The organism is Paraburkholderia translucens (genome assembly GCF_020881035.1).
Taxonomy (GTDB): Bacteria; Pseudomonadota; Gammaproteobacteria; order Burkholderiales; family Burkholderiaceae; genus Paraburkholderia; species Paraburkholderia translucens.
The window spans coordinates 107,489-126,636 of record NZ_JAJITC010000015.1; the positions used below are offsets into that span (position 1 = coordinate 107,489).

15 protein-coding genes are annotated in these 19,148 nt (G+C 61.0%); 6 read left to right on the plus strand and 9 right to left on the minus strand.

Annotated elements, in window-relative coordinates; genetic code table 11:
* Positions 1-26: 26 nt before the first annotated feature.
* Positions 27-2,567 (minus strand): nitrite reductase large subunit NirB, encoded by a 2,541-nt coding sequence (nirB, locus tag LJ655_RS24150; protein WP_230563729.1) that lies wholly within the window; start codon positions 2,565-2,567, stop codon positions 27-29.
* 604 nt (positions 2,568-3,171) lie between these two features.
* Here nirB and cobA point away from each other — a divergent pair.
* The gene (gene cobA / locus LJ655_RS24155; protein WP_230563730.1) at positions 3,172-3,975 is read left to right on the plus strand and encodes a uroporphyrinogen-III C-methyltransferase; all 804 of its coding nucleotides are present in this window, start codon (positions 3,172-3,174) and stop codon (positions 3,973-3,975) included.
* Positions 3,976-3,980: 5 nt separating this feature from the next.
* On the opposite strand, the gene LJ655_RS24160 is transcribed toward cobA, so the two are convergent.
* Together LJ655_RS24160 and LJ655_RS24165 are read right to left on the minus strand one after the other, a co-directional pair.
* A complete protein-coding gene (locus tag LJ655_RS24160; RefSeq protein WP_230563731.1) occupies positions 3,981-4,862 on the minus strand; it encodes an MOSC domain-containing protein in 882 nt (293 codons plus the stop codon).
* A gap of 93 nt (positions 4,863-4,955) precedes the next feature.
* Entirely contained in the window at positions 4,956-5,810 is an 855-nt protein-coding gene (locus tag LJ655_RS24165) for a CPBP family intramembrane glutamic endopeptidase (RefSeq protein WP_230563732.1), read from the minus strand.
* A 288-nt stretch (positions 5,811-6,098) separates the two neighbouring features.
* On the opposite strand from LJ655_RS24165, the gene LJ655_RS24170 reads away from it, so the two are divergent.
* Positions 6,099-6,503, plus strand: a complete 405-nt coding sequence (locus LJ655_RS24170) for a heme-binding protein (RefSeq protein WP_230563733.1) — start codon at positions 6,099-6,101, stop codon at positions 6,501-6,503.
* Between the two features lie 80 nt (positions 6,504-6,583).
* Positions 6,584-8,758: a malate synthase G gene (locus LJ655_RS24175; protein WP_230563734.1), complete on the plus strand. Its 2,175-nt coding sequence runs from the start codon at positions 6,584-6,586 to the stop codon at positions 8,756-8,758.
* A gap of 77 nt (positions 8,759-8,835) precedes the next feature.
* On the opposite strand, the gene galU is transcribed toward LJ655_RS24175, so the two are convergent.
* Positions 8,836-9,753 carry a UTP--glucose-1-phosphate uridylyltransferase GalU gene (gene galU / locus LJ655_RS24180; protein WP_230563735.1) on the minus strand — a complete coding sequence of 306 codons (918 nt, stop codon included), beginning with the start codon at positions 9,751-9,753 and terminating at the stop codon, positions 8,836-8,838.
* Between the two features lie 284 nt (positions 9,754-10,037).
* Positions 10,038-10,181: a hypothetical protein gene (locus tag LJ655_RS24185; protein WP_230563736.1), complete on the minus strand. Its 144-nt coding sequence runs from the start codon at positions 10,179-10,181 to the stop codon at positions 10,038-10,040.
* A 271-nt stretch (positions 10,182-10,452) separates the two neighbouring features.
* On the opposite strand from LJ655_RS24185, the gene LJ655_RS24190 reads away from it, so the two are divergent.
* On the plus strand, positions 10,453-11,700 hold the full coding sequence (locus LJ655_RS24190; protein ID WP_230563737.1) for an acyltransferase family protein: 1,248 nt from the start codon (positions 10,453-10,455) through the stop codon (positions 11,698-11,700).
* A 149-nt stretch (positions 11,701-11,849) separates the two neighbouring features.
* Here the strand turns inward: LJ655_RS24190 and LJ655_RS24195 are convergent, their stop codons facing one another.
* Both LJ655_RS24195 and LJ655_RS24200 read right to left on the minus strand, forming a co-directional pair.
* Positions 11,850-12,356: a hypothetical protein gene (locus tag LJ655_RS24195; protein ID WP_230563738.1), complete on the minus strand. Its 507-nt coding sequence runs from the start codon at positions 12,354-12,356 to the stop codon at positions 11,850-11,852.
* Positions 12,357-12,529: 173 nt separating this feature from the next.
* Positions 12,530-12,916, minus strand: a complete 387-nt coding sequence (locus LJ655_RS24200; RefSeq protein WP_230563739.1) for an OmpA family protein — start codon at positions 12,914-12,916, stop codon at positions 12,530-12,532.
* A gap of 1,108 nt (positions 12,917-14,024) precedes the next feature.
* Between LJ655_RS24200 and LJ655_RS24215 the strand changes: the two genes are divergently transcribed.
* Positions 14,025-14,618 carry a lysozyme gene (locus tag LJ655_RS24215; RefSeq protein WP_230563741.1) on the plus strand — a complete coding sequence of 198 codons (594 nt, stop codon included), beginning with the start codon at positions 14,025-14,027 and terminating at the stop codon, positions 14,616-14,618.
* Positions 14,602-15,087 (plus strand): lysozyme inhibitor LprI family protein, encoded by a 486-nt coding sequence (locus LJ655_RS24220; RefSeq protein ID WP_230563742.1) that lies wholly within the window; start codon positions 14,602-14,604, stop codon positions 15,085-15,087. The genes LJ655_RS24215 and LJ655_RS24220 overlap by 17 nt, the downstream gene beginning before the upstream one ends.
* A 70-nt stretch (positions 15,088-15,157) precedes the next feature.
* Here the strand turns inward: LJ655_RS24220 and LJ655_RS24225 are convergent, their stop codons facing one another.
* Positions 15,158-17,635 carry a glycosyltransferase family 4 protein gene (locus tag LJ655_RS24225; protein ID WP_230563743.1) on the minus strand — a complete coding sequence of 826 codons (2,478 nt, stop codon included), beginning with the start codon at positions 17,633-17,635 and terminating at the stop codon, positions 15,158-15,160.
* Positions 17,632-19,098, minus strand: coding sequence for a flippase (locus LJ655_RS24230; protein WP_230563744.1), 1,467 nt, complete (start codon positions 19,096-19,098; stop codon positions 17,632-17,634). Before LJ655_RS24230 ends, LJ655_RS24225 begins: the two co-directional genes overlap by 4 nt.
* Between the last annotated feature and the right edge of the window lie 50 nt (positions 19,099-19,148).

The window sequence follows — 19,148 nt, forward strand, 5'->3', positions numbered from 1 at the left end:
TTGAGTTAAGCGGGAATCGAATGAGATCAAACCGTCTCGGCGACAACGGGAATCGTGACGCGCCGCAACTTTCGCTCGTCGGGCGTTGCCGGCCGGATCTGTCCGCGCTCCTCGACGAACGCGACGTTGCTATCGGACTCGCTGCTGTTGACGAAATGGCGGAAGCGCTTGCGTGTTTCCGGGTCGGTCACGGCCTTCTTCCATTCGCATTCGTACGTGTCGACCACGTGCTGCAGCTCCGCTTCGAGTTCCGCGGCGACGCCAAGGCGGTCGTTGACGATCACGTCGATCAGATAGTCGAGCCCGCCTTCGAGGTTGTCGCGCCACACGCTGGTGCGTTGCAGCCTGTCGGCGGTGCGCACGTAGAACATCAGGAAGCGGTCGATATAGCGCACGAGGGTCGCCTTATCGAGGTCCGCCGCGAGCAGTTCCGCGTGACGCGGCTTCATGCCGCCGTTGCCGCACACGTACAGGTTCCAGCCCTTCTCGGTAGCGATCACGCCAACGTCCTTGCCCTGCGCTTCCGCGCATTCGCGGGTGCAGCCCGACACGCCGAATTTGATTTTGTGCGGTGTGCGCAGGCCCTTGTAGCGATTCTCGAGTTCGACCGCGAGGCCGACCGAATCGCCGACGCCATAGCGGCACCACGTCGAACCGACGCACGACTTCACGGTGCGCAGCGATTTGCCGTACGCATGGCCCGACTCGAAGCCGGCCGCGATCAGCTCCTCCCAGATCAACGGCAATTGTTCGACGCGCGCGCCGAACAGATCGATGCGCTGACCGCCGGTGATCTTCGTATAGAGGCCGTATTTCTTCGCGACCTGTGCGACCGCGATCAGGCCGTCGGGCGTCACTTCGCCGCCCGCCATGCGCGGCACGACCGAATAGGTGCCGTCGCGCTGGATGTTCGCGAGGTAGTAGTCGTTGGTGTCCTGCAGTGACGCGTGCTCCTTCTTCAGCACGAATTCGTTCCAGCACGACGCCAGAATGCTCGCAACCGCGGGCTTGCAGATATCGCAACCGAGGCCGCGGCCATGCTTCGCGAGCAGCGCGCCGAAACTGCGCAGCCCCTCGACGCGCACGAGGTGATACAGCTCCTGGCGCGAATACGGGAAATGCTCGCAGACGTGATTGTTCACCGCGAGGCCCTGCTTTTTCATCTCGGCCTTCATCACCTGCGTGACGAGCGGCACGCAGCCGCCGCACGAGGTGCCCGCACTCGTCGCGCTCTTCAACGCGCCGATGTCGGTCGCGCCCGCGCAGACCGCTGCGCACAGCGCGCCCTTCGACACGTTGTTGCACGAACAGATCTGCGCGGCCGCGGGCAACGCCTCGACGCCGAGCGCCGGCTTGGTTTGACCGTCCGCTTGCGGCAGGATCAGGAATTCGGGAGACTCGGGCAACTCGATGCGGTTCAGCATCATCTGCAGCAGCGTGCCGTATTCGCTCGCGTCGCCGACCATCACGCCGCCGAGCAGATACTTGCCGCAGTCGGAGACGACGAGCTTCTTGTAGATCTGCTTGCGTTCGTCGCTGAACTGATAGGTCCGGGCGCCGGGCGTATTGCCGTGCGCGTCGCCGATGCTCGCGACGTCGACGCCCATCAGCTTCAGCTTGGTGCTCATGTCGGCGCCCGCGAATTCAGCCGTGTCGCCGAGCAATTGCCTGGCGACCACGCGCGCCATCTCGTAGCCGGGCGCCACCAGCCCGAACAGTTGACCATGCCACAGCGCGCATTCGCCGATCGCGTAGATGTGCGGGTCGCTGGTTCGGCAGGCGTCGTCGATCACGATGCCGCCGCGTGCGCCGAGTTCGAGGCCGCACGCGCGCGCAAGTTCGTCGCGTGGACGGATGCCCGCGGAGAACACGATCATGTCGGTGTCGAGATGGCTGCCGTCGGCGAACTGCATGCGGTGCGTGCCTGCATCGCCGTCGACGATCGCCGTCGTGTTCTTCTGCGTGTGCACCGTGACGCCAAGCTCCTCGATCCGGCTGCGCAACACGCGGCCGCCACCGTCGTCGACCTGCACCGCCATCAGGCGCGGCGCGAATTCGACCACGTGCGTTTGCAGCCCCATGTCGCGCAGCGCCTTCGCGCATTCGAGCCCGAGCAGGCCGCCACCGACGACCGTGCCCGTTTTCGAGCGCGCGCCGCATTCGCGCATCGCTTCGAGATCGTCGATGGTTCGGTAGACGAAGCAATCGCCGCGCTCACGACCGGGCACCGGCGGCACGAACGGATAGGAGCCGGTCGCGAACACGAGGCGGTCGTACGAGAGCGTTTCGCCGTTCGAGACCGTCACCGTGCGTGCATCGCGATCGACCGTCACCGCCCGCGCGTTCAGCTTCAGTTGCACGCCGTGACGCTCGAAGAAGCCGGGCTCGACGAGCGAGAGATCGTCGGCGGTCTTGCCCGCGAAGAACTCGGACAGATGCACGCGATCGTAGGCCGGTCGCGATTCTTCGCACAGCACCGTAATGTCGAGATCGTCCGCAGCCTGTTGCGCGAGGCTCTCGACCAGTTTGTGGCCGACCATCCCGTGACCGATAACGATGATTTTCATGAGCGCACTGTCCTCTGGTGTCTGGCGAAAGCGATTGCGGAAATAAAAACGGCGTCCCGCGAACCCAGCCGAGGGCTGAGTCCGGGGGACGCCGTTGTCCTGTTCGGTGCTGCGTGGCGCGTGCCGTTGTGTTGCATGCGCGACGGACCGACGTTGGTCCGATGGCAACGCTTATTGCAAAGGCTGTGCCAATTGAAAGCAATGCGCTGCAAAGCGCCGGGTGGTGGGACTTTGCGGCCTCTCGCGCGGCCTCGGAGCCACCACCGTGCGCGACGCGTTTTGATGCGGCAAGGCACAAGGATGGTGCGACGCAGCACTGCGGGCGTGCGAAACCGGCGCTTGCGCAGACGCGCTCGATCCCGCGTTTTGCGCGCGAATCGCACGGCGCGGCAATGACTTGCGCATCTTCATTCGAACGATGGCGCGGTCTTTGCATTGAGCATGCACGACTTCATCGCGGCAACGTCGTTGCGATGAGAACAGTCGGCGCGTCAACACGCATCAACAGGCAATGCAACGGACAACGGCGTCCCCCCGTGAGCACCACGAGCGGACGCCGTTTTCGTTTCGAGCCGCGAGAAACGGATAGCACAAGGACACGCACATGAACACCACCACCACCGGCAAGGTCACGCTGTTGAGCGCAGGCCCGGGCGACCTCGATCTGCTGACGCTGAAGGCCGTCAAGGCACTCGCCGCCGCCGACGTCGTGCTGCTCGACGACCTCGCAAATCCCGAAATCGTCACGCTCGCACCTCAGGCGCGCGTGATTCGCGTCGGCAAACGCGGCGGCTGCCGCTCGACGCCACAGGCGTTCATCGAGCGGCTGATGCGGCGCTACGCGCTAAAGGGACTTCACGTGGTGCGCGTCAAGGGCGGCGAGGCGCTGCTATTCGGCCGCGCAGGCGAGGAACTGGCGATGCTGCGCGATGCGGGCCTCGCGGTCGATATCGTCAACGGCATCTCGTCGGGCTTCGCGGCGGCGGCGGGGCTCGGCATGTCGCTCACGCATAGGCGGCATTGCCACGGCGTGAGCTTCGTCACGGCGCACACGGAGGATCACGGCGAGCCGGACTGGGCCGCGCTCGCCGCGACGCGCACGACGCTCGCGATCTATATGGGAATGCGCCGCATCGACAGCATTGCCACGTCGTTGCTCGCGCACCTGCCGTCCGATACGCCGGCCGCGGTCGTGCAATGGGCGGGCGGCAGCGACGAGCGGCGCCTGTTGACGCGGCTCGATCGGCTCGCTGCCGATGCGCTCGGTGCGGGCTTCGGCAGTCCGGCGGTGATTCTGGTGGGCAGTGCGGTTGGCGAGAGTGCCGAAGCGCCTTGCTGGGAACACGAACGTCGCGGCGCTCCAGATGGTGATACGCTGCCCGCGCCAGCCGTTGCGCGGGCAGCCTGACATGCTTAGTCGCCGAACCCCAACTCCGCGTCGATCTGCTGCCCGACCCGCAGCCACGCTCCCGCCCCACTCGCGACCAGCGCGTTATTGCCGAACGTGACCGCGCCGCCCATGCGTTCGCTGACGCGATAGCCGAGCATCGTGTCGGTCGGTTCATTAGGCCAGGCAGGATCGGGCGCGCCGCGTGCCTGATCGATGGTCGGTATCGGGCAGCGCGAGCACAGCTTGACGAGACGCAGCTCGACGCGCTCGCTCGCGTCCGCATTCGCGTCGACAGCGAGCGTCTCGACATAGTCCTCTTCATACGCATCGAGACCGGCGAGCACGATGTTGGGCCGAAAGCGATCGATCATGATCGACGGCGCGCCCTTGCCGTTCAGGCGGGCGTTCAAATCGTCGAGCGAGGCCTGGCCCGCCACCAGCAGCGGGAAGGCATCGGCAAAGAACGTCGTGGCGCCGCCGGTGCTGTCCGTATAGCTGGGATCGACGATGCGGGCGCGCTCCGGGTCGAAGCGCAGCAAGCGCGCGGGCAGACCGAGGAACTCCGTGAACCACGCGGCGGTTTCTTCACCGGTATCGAGACCGTAGGCCGCGTCGCTCCAAACCGTCGTATCGACCCTCGGCGCCCCGGCGAGCCGCGCGGCATCGAGCGGCGTGCACAGCTCGCGCATGCCCGGCGCACGCACGATCAGATCCTGCTTGCCGAGTTCGACCTTGATCAACGCCATGCGCGGATACGCGCGCTGCGTGAACATCGCGCCTTCAGGATCGGTAATCATCCAGTTCCGGTCGTATTCGAGGCCCGTCGCCAGCAGGCGCGCCTCACTGAGCGCGACGCCCGCGCAGGATTTGATCGGGTAGACAAACAGTTCGCTGATGGTGGGCATGGCCTGAGGTCTCCTAGGGGAACGCAGCTTTTGGGTGAAGACACGATTGTAAAGCGCTCCGCGTGTGCGGTTCCAGCACTGGCTTACCTCAACTCACGACTGTCCGGTCGACTGCAGCATTGGGTAGCTGAACAGGAAAAAGTGCGTCACGTTCAAGCCGAAATGCGCGAGCACTGCAGCCTGAAGCCCGCCGAAGCGGTAAGCCAATCCGTATCCGACTCCCGCAATGCTGCCAAGCATGATCCATTGCCACCCGCCCGCGGCGTGCGCGAGCCCGAACAGCGCCGCCGCGACACAGATGGCGAGCGCGTTTGCGTTCGGCCACTGTTTGAGAAGACGGCTGAGGCCGCCCTGCAGATAGCCGCGGAACAACGCTTCCTCGGTAACCGTGACGAGCAGTAGGTTATTCAGCAGCCACAGCCAACTGACCGAAGGCCACTTCGGTTCCCATGCGACGAGTCCCAGCAGCGTTGCAATCAACAAACAGGCGGCCGTCGTCATCAGCATGCCGCCAACACCCGCTTTCAGCGATGTCAGCAACTCGTGCGGCGGCCGGACCCACGGCAGGACCAACAGCAGCCAGAAGCCTGGCAGGGGCTTATCCAGGTTGAGGTACATCGTGAACGGCACGGCATCCGCAGTGAAACGTTCGGGGCCGATGACGCGGGGATTATGAAAACCCGGTAGCCAATGCATGCTGAGTGCAATGGCCAGCGCGATGAACAGCGTGTGCCCGATGTATTGAACATACGGCTTCCGGCGCGGTGATACGGCATAGGCAGCGGTGAGCAGCAAGGCGACCGCGACCGCCGCCGCGGGATCGAGCTGCCCATTCGCAAGCGCGGCGCCATAGCCCGCAACGAGCAGTCCCAGAGCCAGCCATCGAAAAGCAGACGACCACGTCGCCGGGGCGGCAAGGAAAATTGCGATCCACGGTACTGCGAACATCCGCACCTCCAAAGTCTGATTTCTGTTATCCGGATGAATGGTCTGGACAAAGCGCCGTCGGCTCGCAGCATAGCCTGGTCAGACGTCGTTGCGCATCGAGTTGACGAGGGACGCCGCGGTTTCGTCCTGGCAGCGCCTGGAAGTAGAATCCTCGGATCAGCCTCGCGCCCTTGCGCGGCGTGCGGCTCGCGACAGAGCCGCGAGACACGCGTGCCGGGGCGCCGCATCACCCATTACTGGTAGAAGCCCAGGAAACCACCCTCCCCTCACCGAGACAGGAAAATCATTATGTTGAGCAAACCCGTGTTGACCGTCGCCGAGACGACCCGCATTCTCGATGCCGCCCGCGCGGAGGCCGAGAAGAACAAGTGGCCCGTCGCGATCGTGGTCGCGGACGACGGCGGTCATCCGCTCGCGGTGCTGCGTCTCGACGGCGCGGCGCCCTCCACCTCGTATATCGCCACCGAGAAAGCCCGTACCGCTGCACTCGGCCGGCGCGAAACCAAGGTCTATGAAGACATGATCAACAACGGCCGCACCGCGTTCCTCAGCGCGCCGCTGCAGGGCACGCTCGAAGGCGGCGTGCCGGTGATCGTCGACGGCCAGGTGGTCGGCGCGGTCGGCGTGTCGGGCGTCAAGTCGGAGCAGGACGCGCAGATCGCGAAGGCCGGCATTCACGCGCTCGGTGTCTGAGGCGCCGAGCGCGCAGGCATCCCAGTGACACAACGCGGACCGGTGCCCTCCCACCGGTCCCATAACAGATGGAGCAGTCGATGACTCAGATGAACCCGCGCGGCCGATTGCAGGTCGCCGCCAACCTCGACCAGTTCGTCGAAACCGAAGCCCTGCCCGGCACCGGAATCGACAGCGCCGCCTTCTGGTCGGGATTCGACGCCCTCGTGCACGAACTGGCGCCCAAAAACCGTGCGTTGCTCGCCGAGCGCGACCGCCTGCAAAGCGAACTCGACAATTGGCACCGGGCCAATCCCGGCCCCGTGCGGGATCTGCGCGCGTACCGGGCGTTTCTCGAAGGCATCGGCTACATCGTGCCCGCGCCCGCCAGCGTCAAGGCCACGACCGACCACGTGGACAGCGAAATCGCCGAGCAGGCCGGCCCGCAGCTCGTCGTGCCGCTGTCGAACCCGCGTTACGCGCTGAACGCCGCGAACGCGCGCTGGGGCAGCCTGTACGACGCGCTGTACGGGACCGACGCGATTCCCGAAAGCGATGGCGCGGAAAAGCAGAAAGGCTTCAACCCGGTGCGCGGCGCCGCGGTGATCGCGTATGCGCGCAAGTTCCTCGATCAGGCCGCGCCCCTCGCGAACGGCTCGCATGCGGATGCGTCGCGCTATAGCGTCGAGAACGGCCAACTGGTCGTCGCGCTCAAAAACGGCACGAGCGCGCTCGCCACGCCGGCGCAGTTCGTCGGCTATCAGGGTGACGCGAGCGCGCCGTCGGCGGTGCTCGTCAAGCATCACGGTTTGCACGTCGAGATCCAGATCGATGCCAACGATCCGGTCGGCAAGACCGACGCCGCCCATGTGAAGGACGTCGTCGTCGAAGCGGCGGTCAGCACGATCATCGATTGCGAGGACTCGGTCGCAGCCGTCGATGCCGAGGACAAGGTGCAGCTCTATCGCAACTGGCTCGGCCTGATGAACGGCGAGCTGACCGAAGAGGTCACGAAGGACGGCAAGACCTTCACGCGCCGGCTCAACGCCGACCGCGAGTACACCGCTGCGGACGGCAAGTCGCAACTCAAGCTGCATGGCCGCTCGCTGCTCTTCATCCGCAACGTCGGCCATCTGATGACGAACCCGGCCGTGCTGACGCAAGACGGCCACGAGATTCCGGAAGGCATTCTCGATGCGGTGATCACGACGCTGTGCGCGCTGCGCGACCGCCAGAACAAACTGAACTCGCGCACCGGCTCGATCTATATCGTGAAGCCGAAGATGCACGGTCCGGCCGAAGTCGCATTTGCGAGCGAGCTGTTCGCGCGCGTCGAAGACCTGCTGAAGCTGCCGCGCAACACGATCAAGATGGGCATCATGGACGAGGAGCGCCGCACCAGCGTGAACCTGCTCGCCTGTATCGCCGAAGCGTCGGCGCGCGTCGCCTTCATCAACACGGGCTTCCTCGATCGCACCGGCGACGAGATGCACTCGGCGATGGAAGCCGGCCCGATGATACGCAAGGGTGACATGAAGTCGAGCGCGTGGATCGCGTCGTACGAACGCAGCAACGTGCTGGTGGGCTTGAGCGCGGGCTTGCGCGGCCGCTCGCAGATCGGCAAGGGCATGTGGGCGATGCCCGACCTCATGCACGCGATGCTCGAGCAGAAGATCGCGCATCCGAAGGCCGGCGCGAATACCGCGTGGGTGCCTTCGCCGACCGCCGCGACGCTGCACGCGCTGCACTACCACCAGGTCGACGTGCAGGCGGTCCAGCAGGAGCTCGAACGGTCGGACTACGCGAAGGTGCGTGACGAACTCCTCGATGGCCTGCTGACGATTCCGGTCGTCGACAAAGCGCAATGGAGCGACGACGAAATCCGCGCCGAAGTCGACAACAACGCGCAAGGCATTCTTGGCTACGTGGTGCGCTGGATCGACCAGGGCGTCGGCTGCTCGAAGGTGCCGGACATTCACGACGTCGGCCTGATGGAGGACCGCGCGACGCTGCGCATTTCGAGCCAGCACATCGCCAACTGGCTTTATCACGGCGTGATCAAACGCGAGTTCGTCGAGGAGACGTTCAAGCGCATGGCCAAGGTCGTCGATGCGCAGAACGCGGGCGATCCGCTCTACCAGCCGATGGCACCGGGCTTCGACACGATCGCGTTCAAAGCCGCGCAGGCGCTTGTGTTCGAGGGGCGTCAGCAGCCGAGCGGTTATACCGAGCCGCTGCTGCACAAGTTCCGGCTCGAAGTGAAGAAGCAGGCTTGAGGCCGCTGGGGAGCGGCTGAAATGACGACGGGCGCCGCAACAAGCGGCGCCCGTTCTTCTATCAGGGCCGTGTCACTTCACGCGGCTTGAGCCGTCAATCGCGCCGGCTCGGCCTCTGACGCTTCGTTCTGCATATACGCCTGCAGATACGCCTCGAATTCCGCCTTCACCTCGGGATGGCGCAGCGCGAACTCGACGGTCGCCTTCAGATAACCGAGCTTGCTGCCGCAATCGAAGCGGGTGCCGAAGTAGCGGTACGCGAGCACCTGCTCTTCGGTCAGCAGCGACTGCACCGCGTCAGTCAGTTGCAACTCCCCGCCCGCGCCCGGCTTCAGCGCGCGAATATGCTTGAAGATCGTCGGCATCAGCACATAGCGGCCCACCACGCCGAGGTTCGACGGCGCCTTGTCGGGCGCCGGCTTCTCGACGATGCCCGACAACTTGATCACGTTGTCCTCCCACTCCCGGCCGTCGACGACGCCGTACGAGCGGCTGTCCTCGCGCGCGATCGTTTCGACGCCGATCACCGAGCTGTGATAGTGGTTGAACGTATCGACGAGCTGGCTCATCACCGGCTTCGTGCTATGCAGCAGGTCGTCGGCGAGAATCACCGCGAACGGGCTGTCGCCCACCAGTTTTTCCGCGCACAGCACCGCATGGCCGAGACCGAGCGCTTCGGCCTGGCGCACGTAAAAGCAATCGACATTGGCCGGTTTGATGCTGCGCACGAGATCGAGCAACTTCTGCTTGTTACGCGCTTCGAGCTCGGATTCGATCTCGTAGGACTTGTCGAAGTGATCTTCGATCGCGCGCTTGCTGCGGCCCGTCACGAAGATCATCTCGGTGATGCCGGCGGCGATCGCTTCTTCAACCGCGTACTGGATCAGCGGCTTGTCGACGATCGGCAGCATTTCCTTCGGACTTGCTTTGGTAGCCGGCAGGAATCGTGTCCCGAGGCCCGCTACGGGAAACACGGCTTTGGTGACTTTCAGCATGGTAGGCATTCCCACATCGGTTAGAAATTGGTGTGTTCGCGGACCTGGCGGCCGATCGATGCCGGCGCGAGACTAGCAGAAAAAGCTGTGAGGTTCACGCAAGCGTTTTCTCGAATTTAATTCAAATAATTCGGCCAGTTAATAGCTCGACCGTATCAGGGAAAATTGGGGACATTATTACATGTCTCGCATAAGACAATGATCAGCGAATCCGAAACTCTTACCTTTCGGGCGGCCGCCAGAGCGCCCTTTCCGGCGCCCTGAAAACCGGTTCCGGCATCGCGTCATTCCTGTTCGTCGACCGGCGGCAGCTTGCCAGGGTTCATGCGATGGCGCCGGATCGGCTCGTTGCGCAGGGCATCGCGGTAGGCAGAGGCGGCGACCAGGATCAGCAATACGGCCGCGCCCGCGAGTAAATGCAGGTTCATGACTTCACCTCAGGTCAGAGAATCCGTGCTTCAAATTAGCACGACAAAAGCGACAAATAATTCGACGTTGCATTCGCCAATGCATAATTACAATTCGTCACACAATTAATATTTAAATCGATCTGAAATGCAAATTTTTATTCATTTTTTGCGGCCGCGGTGCTCTAGCATGGGTGCGTCGCGGGTGCGCGAGGCGCCCGGCCAGATGGCCCAGCCAGATGCATATTCCGCCTCCATCTTTTCTCATTTCCGATTCAGATAAGGACCGCCTATGAGCGACCCCGCACTGGATGCCGCTGGCTCATCCCTGCCTCTTTCTCCGCTGTCGCGCCCTGAGAAAACGCCTGCCGCGCCGCATACGCGCAGCGATGCGCGTATCGACAGCGCGGGCAAGGAGGACGTGATCGACGCGATGCGCGGCTTCGCCGCGCTGCTGGTGGCCTATTTTCATTGCCGCCAGATCGTGTGGGTCGGCATGCAGGCGTTTCATCAGAGCGTCGGACATTCGTTGAGCCTGAGCGCCGTCGCCGCGTATCTGACGTTTCCGATCGCGTGGGGCTCGGCCGGTGTGCCGCTTTTCTTCGTGATCAGCGGCTACTGCATTCATCGCGGCGGCGCGCTGCGGCTCGCAGACAATCCCGCCTATCGGCTCGATGCGGGCAACTTCTGGCTGCGGCGCTTCGCGCGCATCTATCCGGTGCTGCTCGCGGCGCTCGTGCTGACGTTCGCGCTCGATTCGTTGAGCCTGCAATTGCCGCCCGTCAGTCATAAGATTCGCGACATCGGCTGGCAGCCGTTTCTGGTCAACCTCTTGTCGCTGCAGGGTGTGGCGGGCAAAACGTATGGCTCGAACGGCGCGTTGTGGACGCTGTCGCTCGAAGTGCAGTTCTATGCGATCTACCCGCTGCTATTTGCGCTGCGGCGACGCATTGGCATGAATGCCGCGCTGGCGCTCGTCGCCGCGATCAACGTCGCATCCGCATACGTTCTGGAACGCCACGATCTGCAGTTCTTCACGTCGTATTGGTTCTCGTGGATGCTCGGCGCGTGGATCGCCGACACGAAAGCGTGCAGCGCGCGGGATGCGCGTGCGCCCGCGTCGCTTTATGTGCTCGCGGCGGCATTGATCGCGGCCGGCTGCTTCGCGTTTCGTTTCGGCCAGTACGGCGCGTTCCAGGTCTGGGCACTTGGCTTCGCTTGCTGTTTGTACAAGGCGCTCGATGCGCGTCGTGCCTCGCTGCGTGAAGCGAGCGGTCTGCGCGCGCTGGTTCGCGCCGGCTCGCATGCGATGGCGCGCTTGCTGTCGCGCTGCGGTGACTTCAGCTTCTCGCTGTATTTGATCCATCTGCCGATTTTCGTACTGCTGTCGTCGTGGCTGTTCCGCTCGTCGCTGCAGATGTCGATCTGGCCGTCGTTCGGCTATATGCTGGTCGCCGTGCCGGCGGCCTATGTGTTCTATCGGATCGTCGAGCTTCCGGCGATGAAGTGGTCGGCGAGCCTCAAGCCTAAAAGGCGCTAACGGAACCTGGATACCGAGTCATGCCCACCGGAATGGTGGTGCCGGTTTGCGTGACCCGTTTTTTCTGAGCCCCGCCGGAACGGGGCGTTCAACCCGTTTTGATCGGATAGGTCGCGCTCAAATACATTGCGTCGCTCTCGCCATCCTCTCTATTGATTTTTTCGAAGTAGTTTGTTGATCGCTGCACACTTTGGAATCTTCGATCTTTCCATATCTTCAGGACAAGCCAGCCACTTGTAAAATTTTAGTTCCTGCGACGCAATATTCAAACGGCATTCTGCAACATGGAAACCAGTATCAGGAGCATAGCGATCACTCCATTCGTTAAACGAATAGGCAATTAATGAACAGTCCGATGAGATTTTCTTATTCCATATTTCAAAGCTTTCGTCCAGGGCGATTTGCTTATCTTTCGATGTGTTTTTCCTGATGCCTCGATACAGCTTCTCCGCGTCAGCGAGAATTTTTTCCGTGTCGGCGTTGGTGCAGGCAAGAAAATCGTTTCGTGTCTTTGCATTTTTTTCACATAGAGTATCCGCAAACACGGAAATAGATAGCGATATAATTATTCCGGCCGCCGTTGCCTTAATGATTGTGGTCATAATTTCCATTTTTGAAAAGATTGCCTTCTGAGCGACGGCGTTTGACCAGTCCACGCGGACGCACCACTCGTCACGGTGTATTTCAGAATTTCTTTTTGGGGCACGCGATCATAGTGATCGGAGTCGGGCCCAGCATTGAACGGCGTCCCGTGTGTCCTGAAGCCAGACGCTTGCATGTGTGGCCTAGCTTTGCGGGGCTCTCCCGACGCTGGATCTTGTGGGTATGATTAATGGTTGCCAGGCGTGTCAGACGGCCAAAACGTAAAATCGGCGCACTTCCATTCGCAGCTACCTCTGCAAATCGGGCTTAATTCGATCTCGATTTGCCGAACAGCAACTTCGCCATCAGGGCGCTTCACCAGATAACTGTCAGTCATGGTTGCAGGTTCGACATAAATGTTTGCACTCGGAATTCCAAGTTTCGTCAGGTACGTCTTCACTACCTCCCCACGGCGGTCCTGCAAGACATCCAGATCACGTTCGCCAATATATGCACCGGCGATTACGATTGCGTGAATTCTCCCATCGGGGCCATTTTTTGCCTTCTTCACAGCATCTTCCACTAACTGCCGATTTTCCTTCGAAAGTGCAGTACTGCTGAATGGCAATTGCAAATACACGCTCTTCAAAAAACGATGCACAAAAATCGTCGATAGGATTGGCGCAGCGACCAATGTGCGGCATCAAAATTTCATCCTCCGGCCCATCTTGATATTAATTAATCCGACGCCGCCAGATATCCAGTTATGTTATCTGTATTTTCAATTGCCTTCACTAGATGATTCTGCGCCGAAATCCGCCACCTTGGTGTAAAATAAAACTCCCCCTTTTTTTCAGGGCCCCACCTTCCAAACTTCAATGCGTCGCTTGATTGCCTCAACGCCGATGGAATCATTCTCTCGAACTGCCAATCAATTCTTTAGCAGTTCTTCTAGCTCTTTTACACGACTATCTGTGATATTCGCCATACATTCCCAAAAGAATATTTCGCGTTCAGCTGCTTCGCCCATCGCGTAAACTTCGCTATAACATTCGTTGTCACGATACGATGTCAACCCGCTTTGAGCCTTCTCGAAGTAAGGAGACGCTACTGGATCGCCACTGGCCTTAACCCAGCAGGCAACATTCGACAAATTAACCATTTGGCGAGTTACAGTCAATAACTTTAAATTGGGATAGAGCCGTTTTGACAATGAATGTCAATTTTTGTCAAAAACTAACTCGTATTTAGTCATATATATTGACATTAGACCGTTTAGATGATTAATTTGCTCGGTGTTTCCTTCAAGCTCGAAAATTTCCAATGGAGTCGCAAAATTTGAAGATTACCCGGACATCTATGGCGAGTGAGGAGAATTGCCTGCTTTGCCGCGTGACATATTCGATATTCTCCACTTACTCGCCAATGCCGCACGCAATGGCTTTGAACGTTGAAACCGGCGAATTCTTCCCGTTTGATCAGCTTCGCTCGTACTCAACTGGACGGGAGATGGTCGAGGCCTTGGGTACCGCATGGGCGTGTCAATGCAGCAGAGGCTGGTTTCATCAGCAATTCGTGCTCCGCGATAGTCAGGGGAAGGTACTGAGCGACACCCACTACACGGTTCGATTTTCCGACAATCGCCTCGCACGCGGCACGACTGACACGGAAGGCCGAACCCGACGATTCCGGACCAACGACGCGCGACAAATCGTCATCTACCTTGGTCATAAGGATGCGTAATGCCCGATGCACTTGGAACAGCACTAACAAGCACAGACCCGAATTCATCTGTGACAGCCCAATCGGATAGGCTCGGCAAGCCGTGGCAAATTTCTGAACAAGGATTGCAGTTTATAGCCATATGGGAAAGTGGAATCTTGAACGGAACATTTAAAGGTAGGCGAGTAGTAGATGGTTTCGTTTTGACCGTCTACGACGATGGCTACGGCATTCCGACAGTAGGATTAGGCCATCGCGTCAATCCCGGCGATAATCTCAGGATTGGCGATACGGTATCTGTTGGGCAGTGTCAGGAGTACATGCGCCAAACTTTGGTGGAATTCGAAAGGGCCATTAACAGGGAAATCAAGGTTCCGCTATTTCAGTATGAATATGACGCCATTGTTTCTGTTATATGGAATACTGGTCCGTACCACGCAAAGCATGACTCATGGCCCGAAACTCGCGTCGCGCACGTTACAAAGATCCTTAACAGCGGAGACTATCGCGGCATGCCCGATACGATACGCGGGTTTCTCGCGGGGCGTGTCGGTAATCGCCGGGAAAGCGAGGCGCGACTCTTTGCGACCGGAGTATATGATGCGCGCCATTAATTTATTTTTGATGCTTGTATTATTTGCGCAAAAAGTTTTTGCGGACTCAATCTATTCCGGCGAATTCGATTATTCAAAAGCACGTTCCTATAAAGAATTTTTTTTGAACAAATCCGATTCGGAAATCACAATTTATTGCAAGCGAAACTCAATGGGCACGGAGGAGCTGTGGCAGTGCTCGCATTTTTACTTTGAGAAATCCGATGAAAAGCTTACCAAACTTGTATCGGAAATTTCCATGAAACTCCAAAATAACGATATCGCTTTGAAGGCGAACGGCGAGCCAGCTGCACTACCCTATTTCGAGGCGGCCCAGCAACATTGGAAGGCGTTTCGCGATGACGAGTGTTACTCTGATACGTACTCACTAGGTCAGGCATCAATGCGTTACATGGTATTCTGGGACTGCATGACCCGAATAACAAAAGACAGACTCAATGAGCTCGCCAGGCCTGACGCTGACGAATAACGGATAAAACGGAGCGAACGTCGTTCGACCTTCGCTCCGCTATGCCAGCAAGAACTGATCAAGCCCCTGCCTACCCTCGAATAAAGCGAACCGCCTTACCCCCTGCCACCCCCTTCAAAATCCCCGCCACCCCATCCACATAGCCGCGCGTACCAAACCGCTCCTGCGCGGTCCGATACCCATTCCTGATCAGCTTGTCGCGCAGCTCGCCGTTCGAGCGCAATTCGGCGAGCGTATCGGCGAGCGCATGCGCATCACCCGGCGTGCACAGCACGCCGTTTTCATAATCGTCGATGATTTCGAGCACACCGCCCGCGCGCGACGCCACGACCGGCCGTTGCGCGAGCATCCCCTCCACGATCACGCGGCCGAACGGCTCCGGCGTGATCGACGTATGCACGACCGCGTCCACCGCGCACATGCACGCGGGAATATCGTGCTGGAAGCCCAGAAAATGCACACGCGATCCGAGCTTGTGCGTGGCGACGAATGCACGCAGTTCGACCTCGTACTGGTCCTCGCCAAACAGCGGCGCACCGACCAGCACCGCATGCATCTGTGGATTGAGCACCATCGCTTCGAGCAGCACATGCTGCCCCTTCCAGCGCGCGAGCCGGCTGAACGAGCCGACCAGGAACGCCTCGCGCGGCAGATTCAGGCGCTCGCGCAACACCGCTTGCGGCACCGCGCGCAACGCGTCGAACGGCTGTGCGTCAATGCCATTGAACACGACGTCGATGCGCCTGCTGTCGAACCGCGTGAGCTTCGCGAACGCCTGCGCCGACGCGGCCGAATTGGCAATCACATGCGTGAGACCGAGCCGCGCGCACCACTTGATGATCGCGAGCTGCTTGCCGCCGAAATGCTCGGCACTGACGATGTCGCGCAGATGCCAGACCACCGGGCGTCTCGCGAGCTTGCCCGCTAGTGCGCCGATCACCATTGCGCGCTGCGTGTTCGCGTAGATCACGTCCGCCTTGCGCGCGCGTTTCGCGGTTTCCCGCACGAGCGATATCAGCCCTTTCAACGCCTGGCCTTTCGGCAGCGAACCGCCCTGCTTGCGCACGTTTTTCAGCGCACCCGCATCGAGTACGTTGACTTCGACGCCGGTCTTCGCGAGCGCAGTGTTAAACGGCCCATCGTCGAACAGCACGACCTCGATGCGCGAGCGCAGCGCCTTGACGATTTCGAGCAATGACAGCTCCGCGCCGCCGAGCACGCCGCTCTGATCGACGGCGAGAATGCGCGGCACGTTGGTGTCGGTCTGCCCGCACGACCGATACGGAACGTATGCGGGCAGCGTCGCCGTGCGCAGCGCGGGCACCGACGCGCGCACATGCGCGAAAAAGCGCTCGCGGAAATGCCCGGCAGAAAACTGTTCGGCGTTGCCGCGGCAATTCTCCGGCAGGAACCAGTGCGCCAGTTCATCGAAGCGATTGACCGCCGCGATGATCGAGCCGGTGTTCTGTTCATCGAAGAACATGCCGGTTGGCTTCGGCTCGGACAGATCGCGCACGGTTTCGAGCGCTCCGCCCTTGCCGTACGCAATGACCGGCGTGCCGCAGGCCTGCGCCTCGACCACCGAAATGCCGAAATCCTCTTCGGCCGCGAACACGAATGCCTTCGCGCGGCTCATGCGGTCCTTCAGCACCTGGAACGGCTGATAGCCCATGATCTCGACGTTCGGTCCCGCCTTTGCGCGAATCTTCGCCATGTCGGGCCCGTCGCCGATCACGACGAGCTTGCGCCCGGGCATCTGCGCGAACGCCTCGACGATCAGGTCGATCTTCTTGTACGGCACCATGCGCGACGCGGTCAGATAGAAGTCTTCCTTCTGCGTGCACATAGAAAAAGCCTCGACGTCGACCGGCGGAAAGATCACCTGCGCATCACGCTGATACACCTTCTTGATCCGTCGCGCGATGAACGCCGAGTTCGCCACGAAGTGGTCGACCGAATTCGACGTGCGGATATCCCAATTGCGCATGTAATGCAGAATCAGCCGCGCGAGCGCCGACTTCGGCCCATTGGTCAGCTTCGACTGCTGCAGGTACTGGTGCTGCAAATCCCACGCATAGCGGATCGGCGAATGCACGTAGCTGATATGCACCTGGTCAGGGCCCGTCAATATGCCCTTCGCGACCGCATGACTGCTCGAAATCACGACGTCGTACGCGGACACGTCGAGCTGCTCGATGGCGAGCGGCATCAGCGGCAGATATGAGCGGTACTTGCTGCGGGCAAGCGGCAGCTTCTGGATGAACGAGGTCGTCACCGGTTTGCCGCGCAGGAAGCTGCGGTCGTCGAGAAAGTCCACGAGGCTGAACAGATCCGCGTCCGGGAAGCAGGCGATGATCTGCTCGAGCACTTTCTCCGCGCCCGCATAGGTGACGAGCCAGTCGTGCACGATCGCGATGCGCACGTCTTTGCTCGCGCGCTGCGCGGTGCGGCGCGGCGCCGCCTGCACGCCGGGCACGCTCGTGAGTTCGTCGAGCGCGCTGCGCTTCGCGGGCCTCAACAGGTTGTTTTCAAGGACGTCGTGATTCATGCGCTTTTCCTCGGATTCAGTCGCAACAGCAGTGAACGCGCAAGATTGCGCAAGGCGGGCGTCATGGTGAGCGACCACCCGACGTTCGCGCCGACCATCAACACGCCCGCGCCGATCGCGAGCGCGAGGCTCGGCAGAAAACTCGCGAGCCACAGGCTGGCGAGCAGAAAGGCGAGATGGGCGAGCATGTCGAGCACGATCTGGCGCGCGCGGATCGCGGCGAAATGCAGCAGCACCGCGTAGTCGAACAGCGCGCGAGCACAGACCGCGACCGCCGCGCCCGTCAGCCCGAAATGCGTGATACCGAGCCACAACGCGCCGGCGAAAAACGGCAACTCGACGAGGCCCACGCGCGCGGCGGTAGCGGGATTGACCTGCGACTGGATCAGGATGCGGGTCACGTTGGCCTGGCCCACGAGCCACACGGCGACGATCATGATGCGGCCCACGGGTGCCGCGACAGTCGCGATCTCATTGCCCACCCACAGATGCAGAAACGGTTCGAGCACCAGCATCGCGACGAGCGCGACCGGCGTGAACACGCCGTTGAGAAATTCGAGCGACTGCTGCGTGATGGTGTCGGCATCCGCGCGGCCGACCGCGGACAAGCGCGGAAACAGCGTGCGCACCATCGCGGTCGGCACGATGTTCAGACGCGTGACGAGATTTTGCGGCACCGTGTAGTACGTGACGAAACGCGCGCCCAGGCGCGAGCCGAGCATCACGCGATCGAGCGAATCGGCGATCATCGTCGTCACGCTCGCAATCAGCATCCAGCCGCCGAAGTTGAACAGTCCCTTTGCGACGCCGAGCTGCGGCGGCAGAATGCTGCGTATTTCAAGCACTTTCAGCGCCGAGCGGCCAAGCAGCACCGCCGCGAGAATCCGCGCGACCACCGCCGCGGCGAGCACGTTCTGCAGGTTCGCGCCGAGCCACAGAGCGGCACCGAGCGGCAGCAGCTGGAACAGGAACGTGCCGATCGTCTGGTTCGTGTTGTAGACGCCGAAGCGTTCGGCGCCATTGATCGCGCCCGCGAATACCCACGACACGTTCGCGAGGGGAATCGCAACCGCGAGCCACGGCAGCGCCATATAAACCTCGTGCTGCAGCTCGGGCGACACCTTCGTGAAATATGCGGTGTAGAGGAACGCGCCGAAGTAGATGATCAGACCGCCGATCACGCCGGTCGTCAGATTGAGCCACGTCGCGCTCCAGAAGACGCGCGCGCTCTCCTGCTTATCGCCCGACGCGCGCGCTTTCGAAATATGGTTTTGCGCGGCCATGCTCATGCCGAGATCGAGAATCCCGAAGTAGCCGATCAGCGTCCACACGAGACTGATCACGCCGTAGCGCTCGACGCCGAGCAGCCGGATATACCACGGCACGGTCACGAGCGACACGAAGGTCGGCAGCACGAGCCCGAAAAAATTGATCGCTACGTTCCTGAGAATGCCTTTGTCCATCGAATCCCTTGAGTTTTGCGGTTAGCTTGCGTGCGCAGCCGCATCTTTGA

Coding starts and splice junctions, on each gene's coding strand:
- nirB (WP_230563729.1), bottom strand. CDS start 2,567: ATGAAAATCATCGTTATCGGTCACGGGATGGTCGGCCACAAACTGGTC.
- cobA (WP_230563730.1), top strand. CDS start 3,172: ATGAACACCACCACCACCGGCAAGGTCACGCTGTTGAGCGCAGGCCCG.
- LJ655_RS24160 (WP_230563731.1), bottom strand. CDS start 4,862: ATGCCCACCATCAGCGAACTGTTTGTCTACCCGATCAAATCCTGCGCG.
- LJ655_RS24165 (WP_230563732.1), bottom strand. CDS start 5,810: ATGTTCGCAGTACCGTGGATCGCAATTTTCCTTGCCGCCCCGGCGACG.
- LJ655_RS24170 (WP_230563733.1), top strand. CDS start 6,099: ATGTTGAGCAAACCCGTGTTGACCGTCGCCGAGACGACCCGCATTCTC.
- LJ655_RS24175 (WP_230563734.1), top strand. CDS start 6,584: ATGACTCAGATGAACCCGCGCGGCCGATTGCAGGTCGCCGCCAACCTC.
- galU (WP_230563735.1), bottom strand. CDS start 9,753: ATGCTGAAAGTCACCAAAGCCGTGTTTCCCGTAGCGGGCCTCGGGACA.
- LJ655_RS24185 (WP_230563736.1), bottom strand. CDS start 10,181: ATGAACCTGCATTTACTCGCGGGCGCGGCCGTATTGCTGATCCTGGTC.
- LJ655_RS24190 (WP_230563737.1), top strand. CDS start 10,453: ATGAGCGACCCCGCACTGGATGCCGCTGGCTCATCCCTGCCTCTTTCT.
- LJ655_RS24215 (WP_230563741.1), top strand. CDS start 14,025: ATGCCCGATGCACTTGGAACAGCACTAACAAGCACAGACCCGAATTCA.
- LJ655_RS24220 (WP_230563742.1), top strand. CDS start 14,602: ATGATGCGCGCCATTAATTTATTTTTGATGCTTGTATTATTTGCGCAA.
- LJ655_RS24225 (WP_230563743.1), bottom strand. CDS start 17,635: ATGAATCACGACGTCCTTGAAAACAACCTGTTGAGGCCCGCGAAGCGC.
- LJ655_RS24230 (WP_230563744.1), bottom strand. CDS start 19,098: ATGGACAAAGGCATTCTCAGGAACGTAGCGATCAATTTTTTCGGGCTC.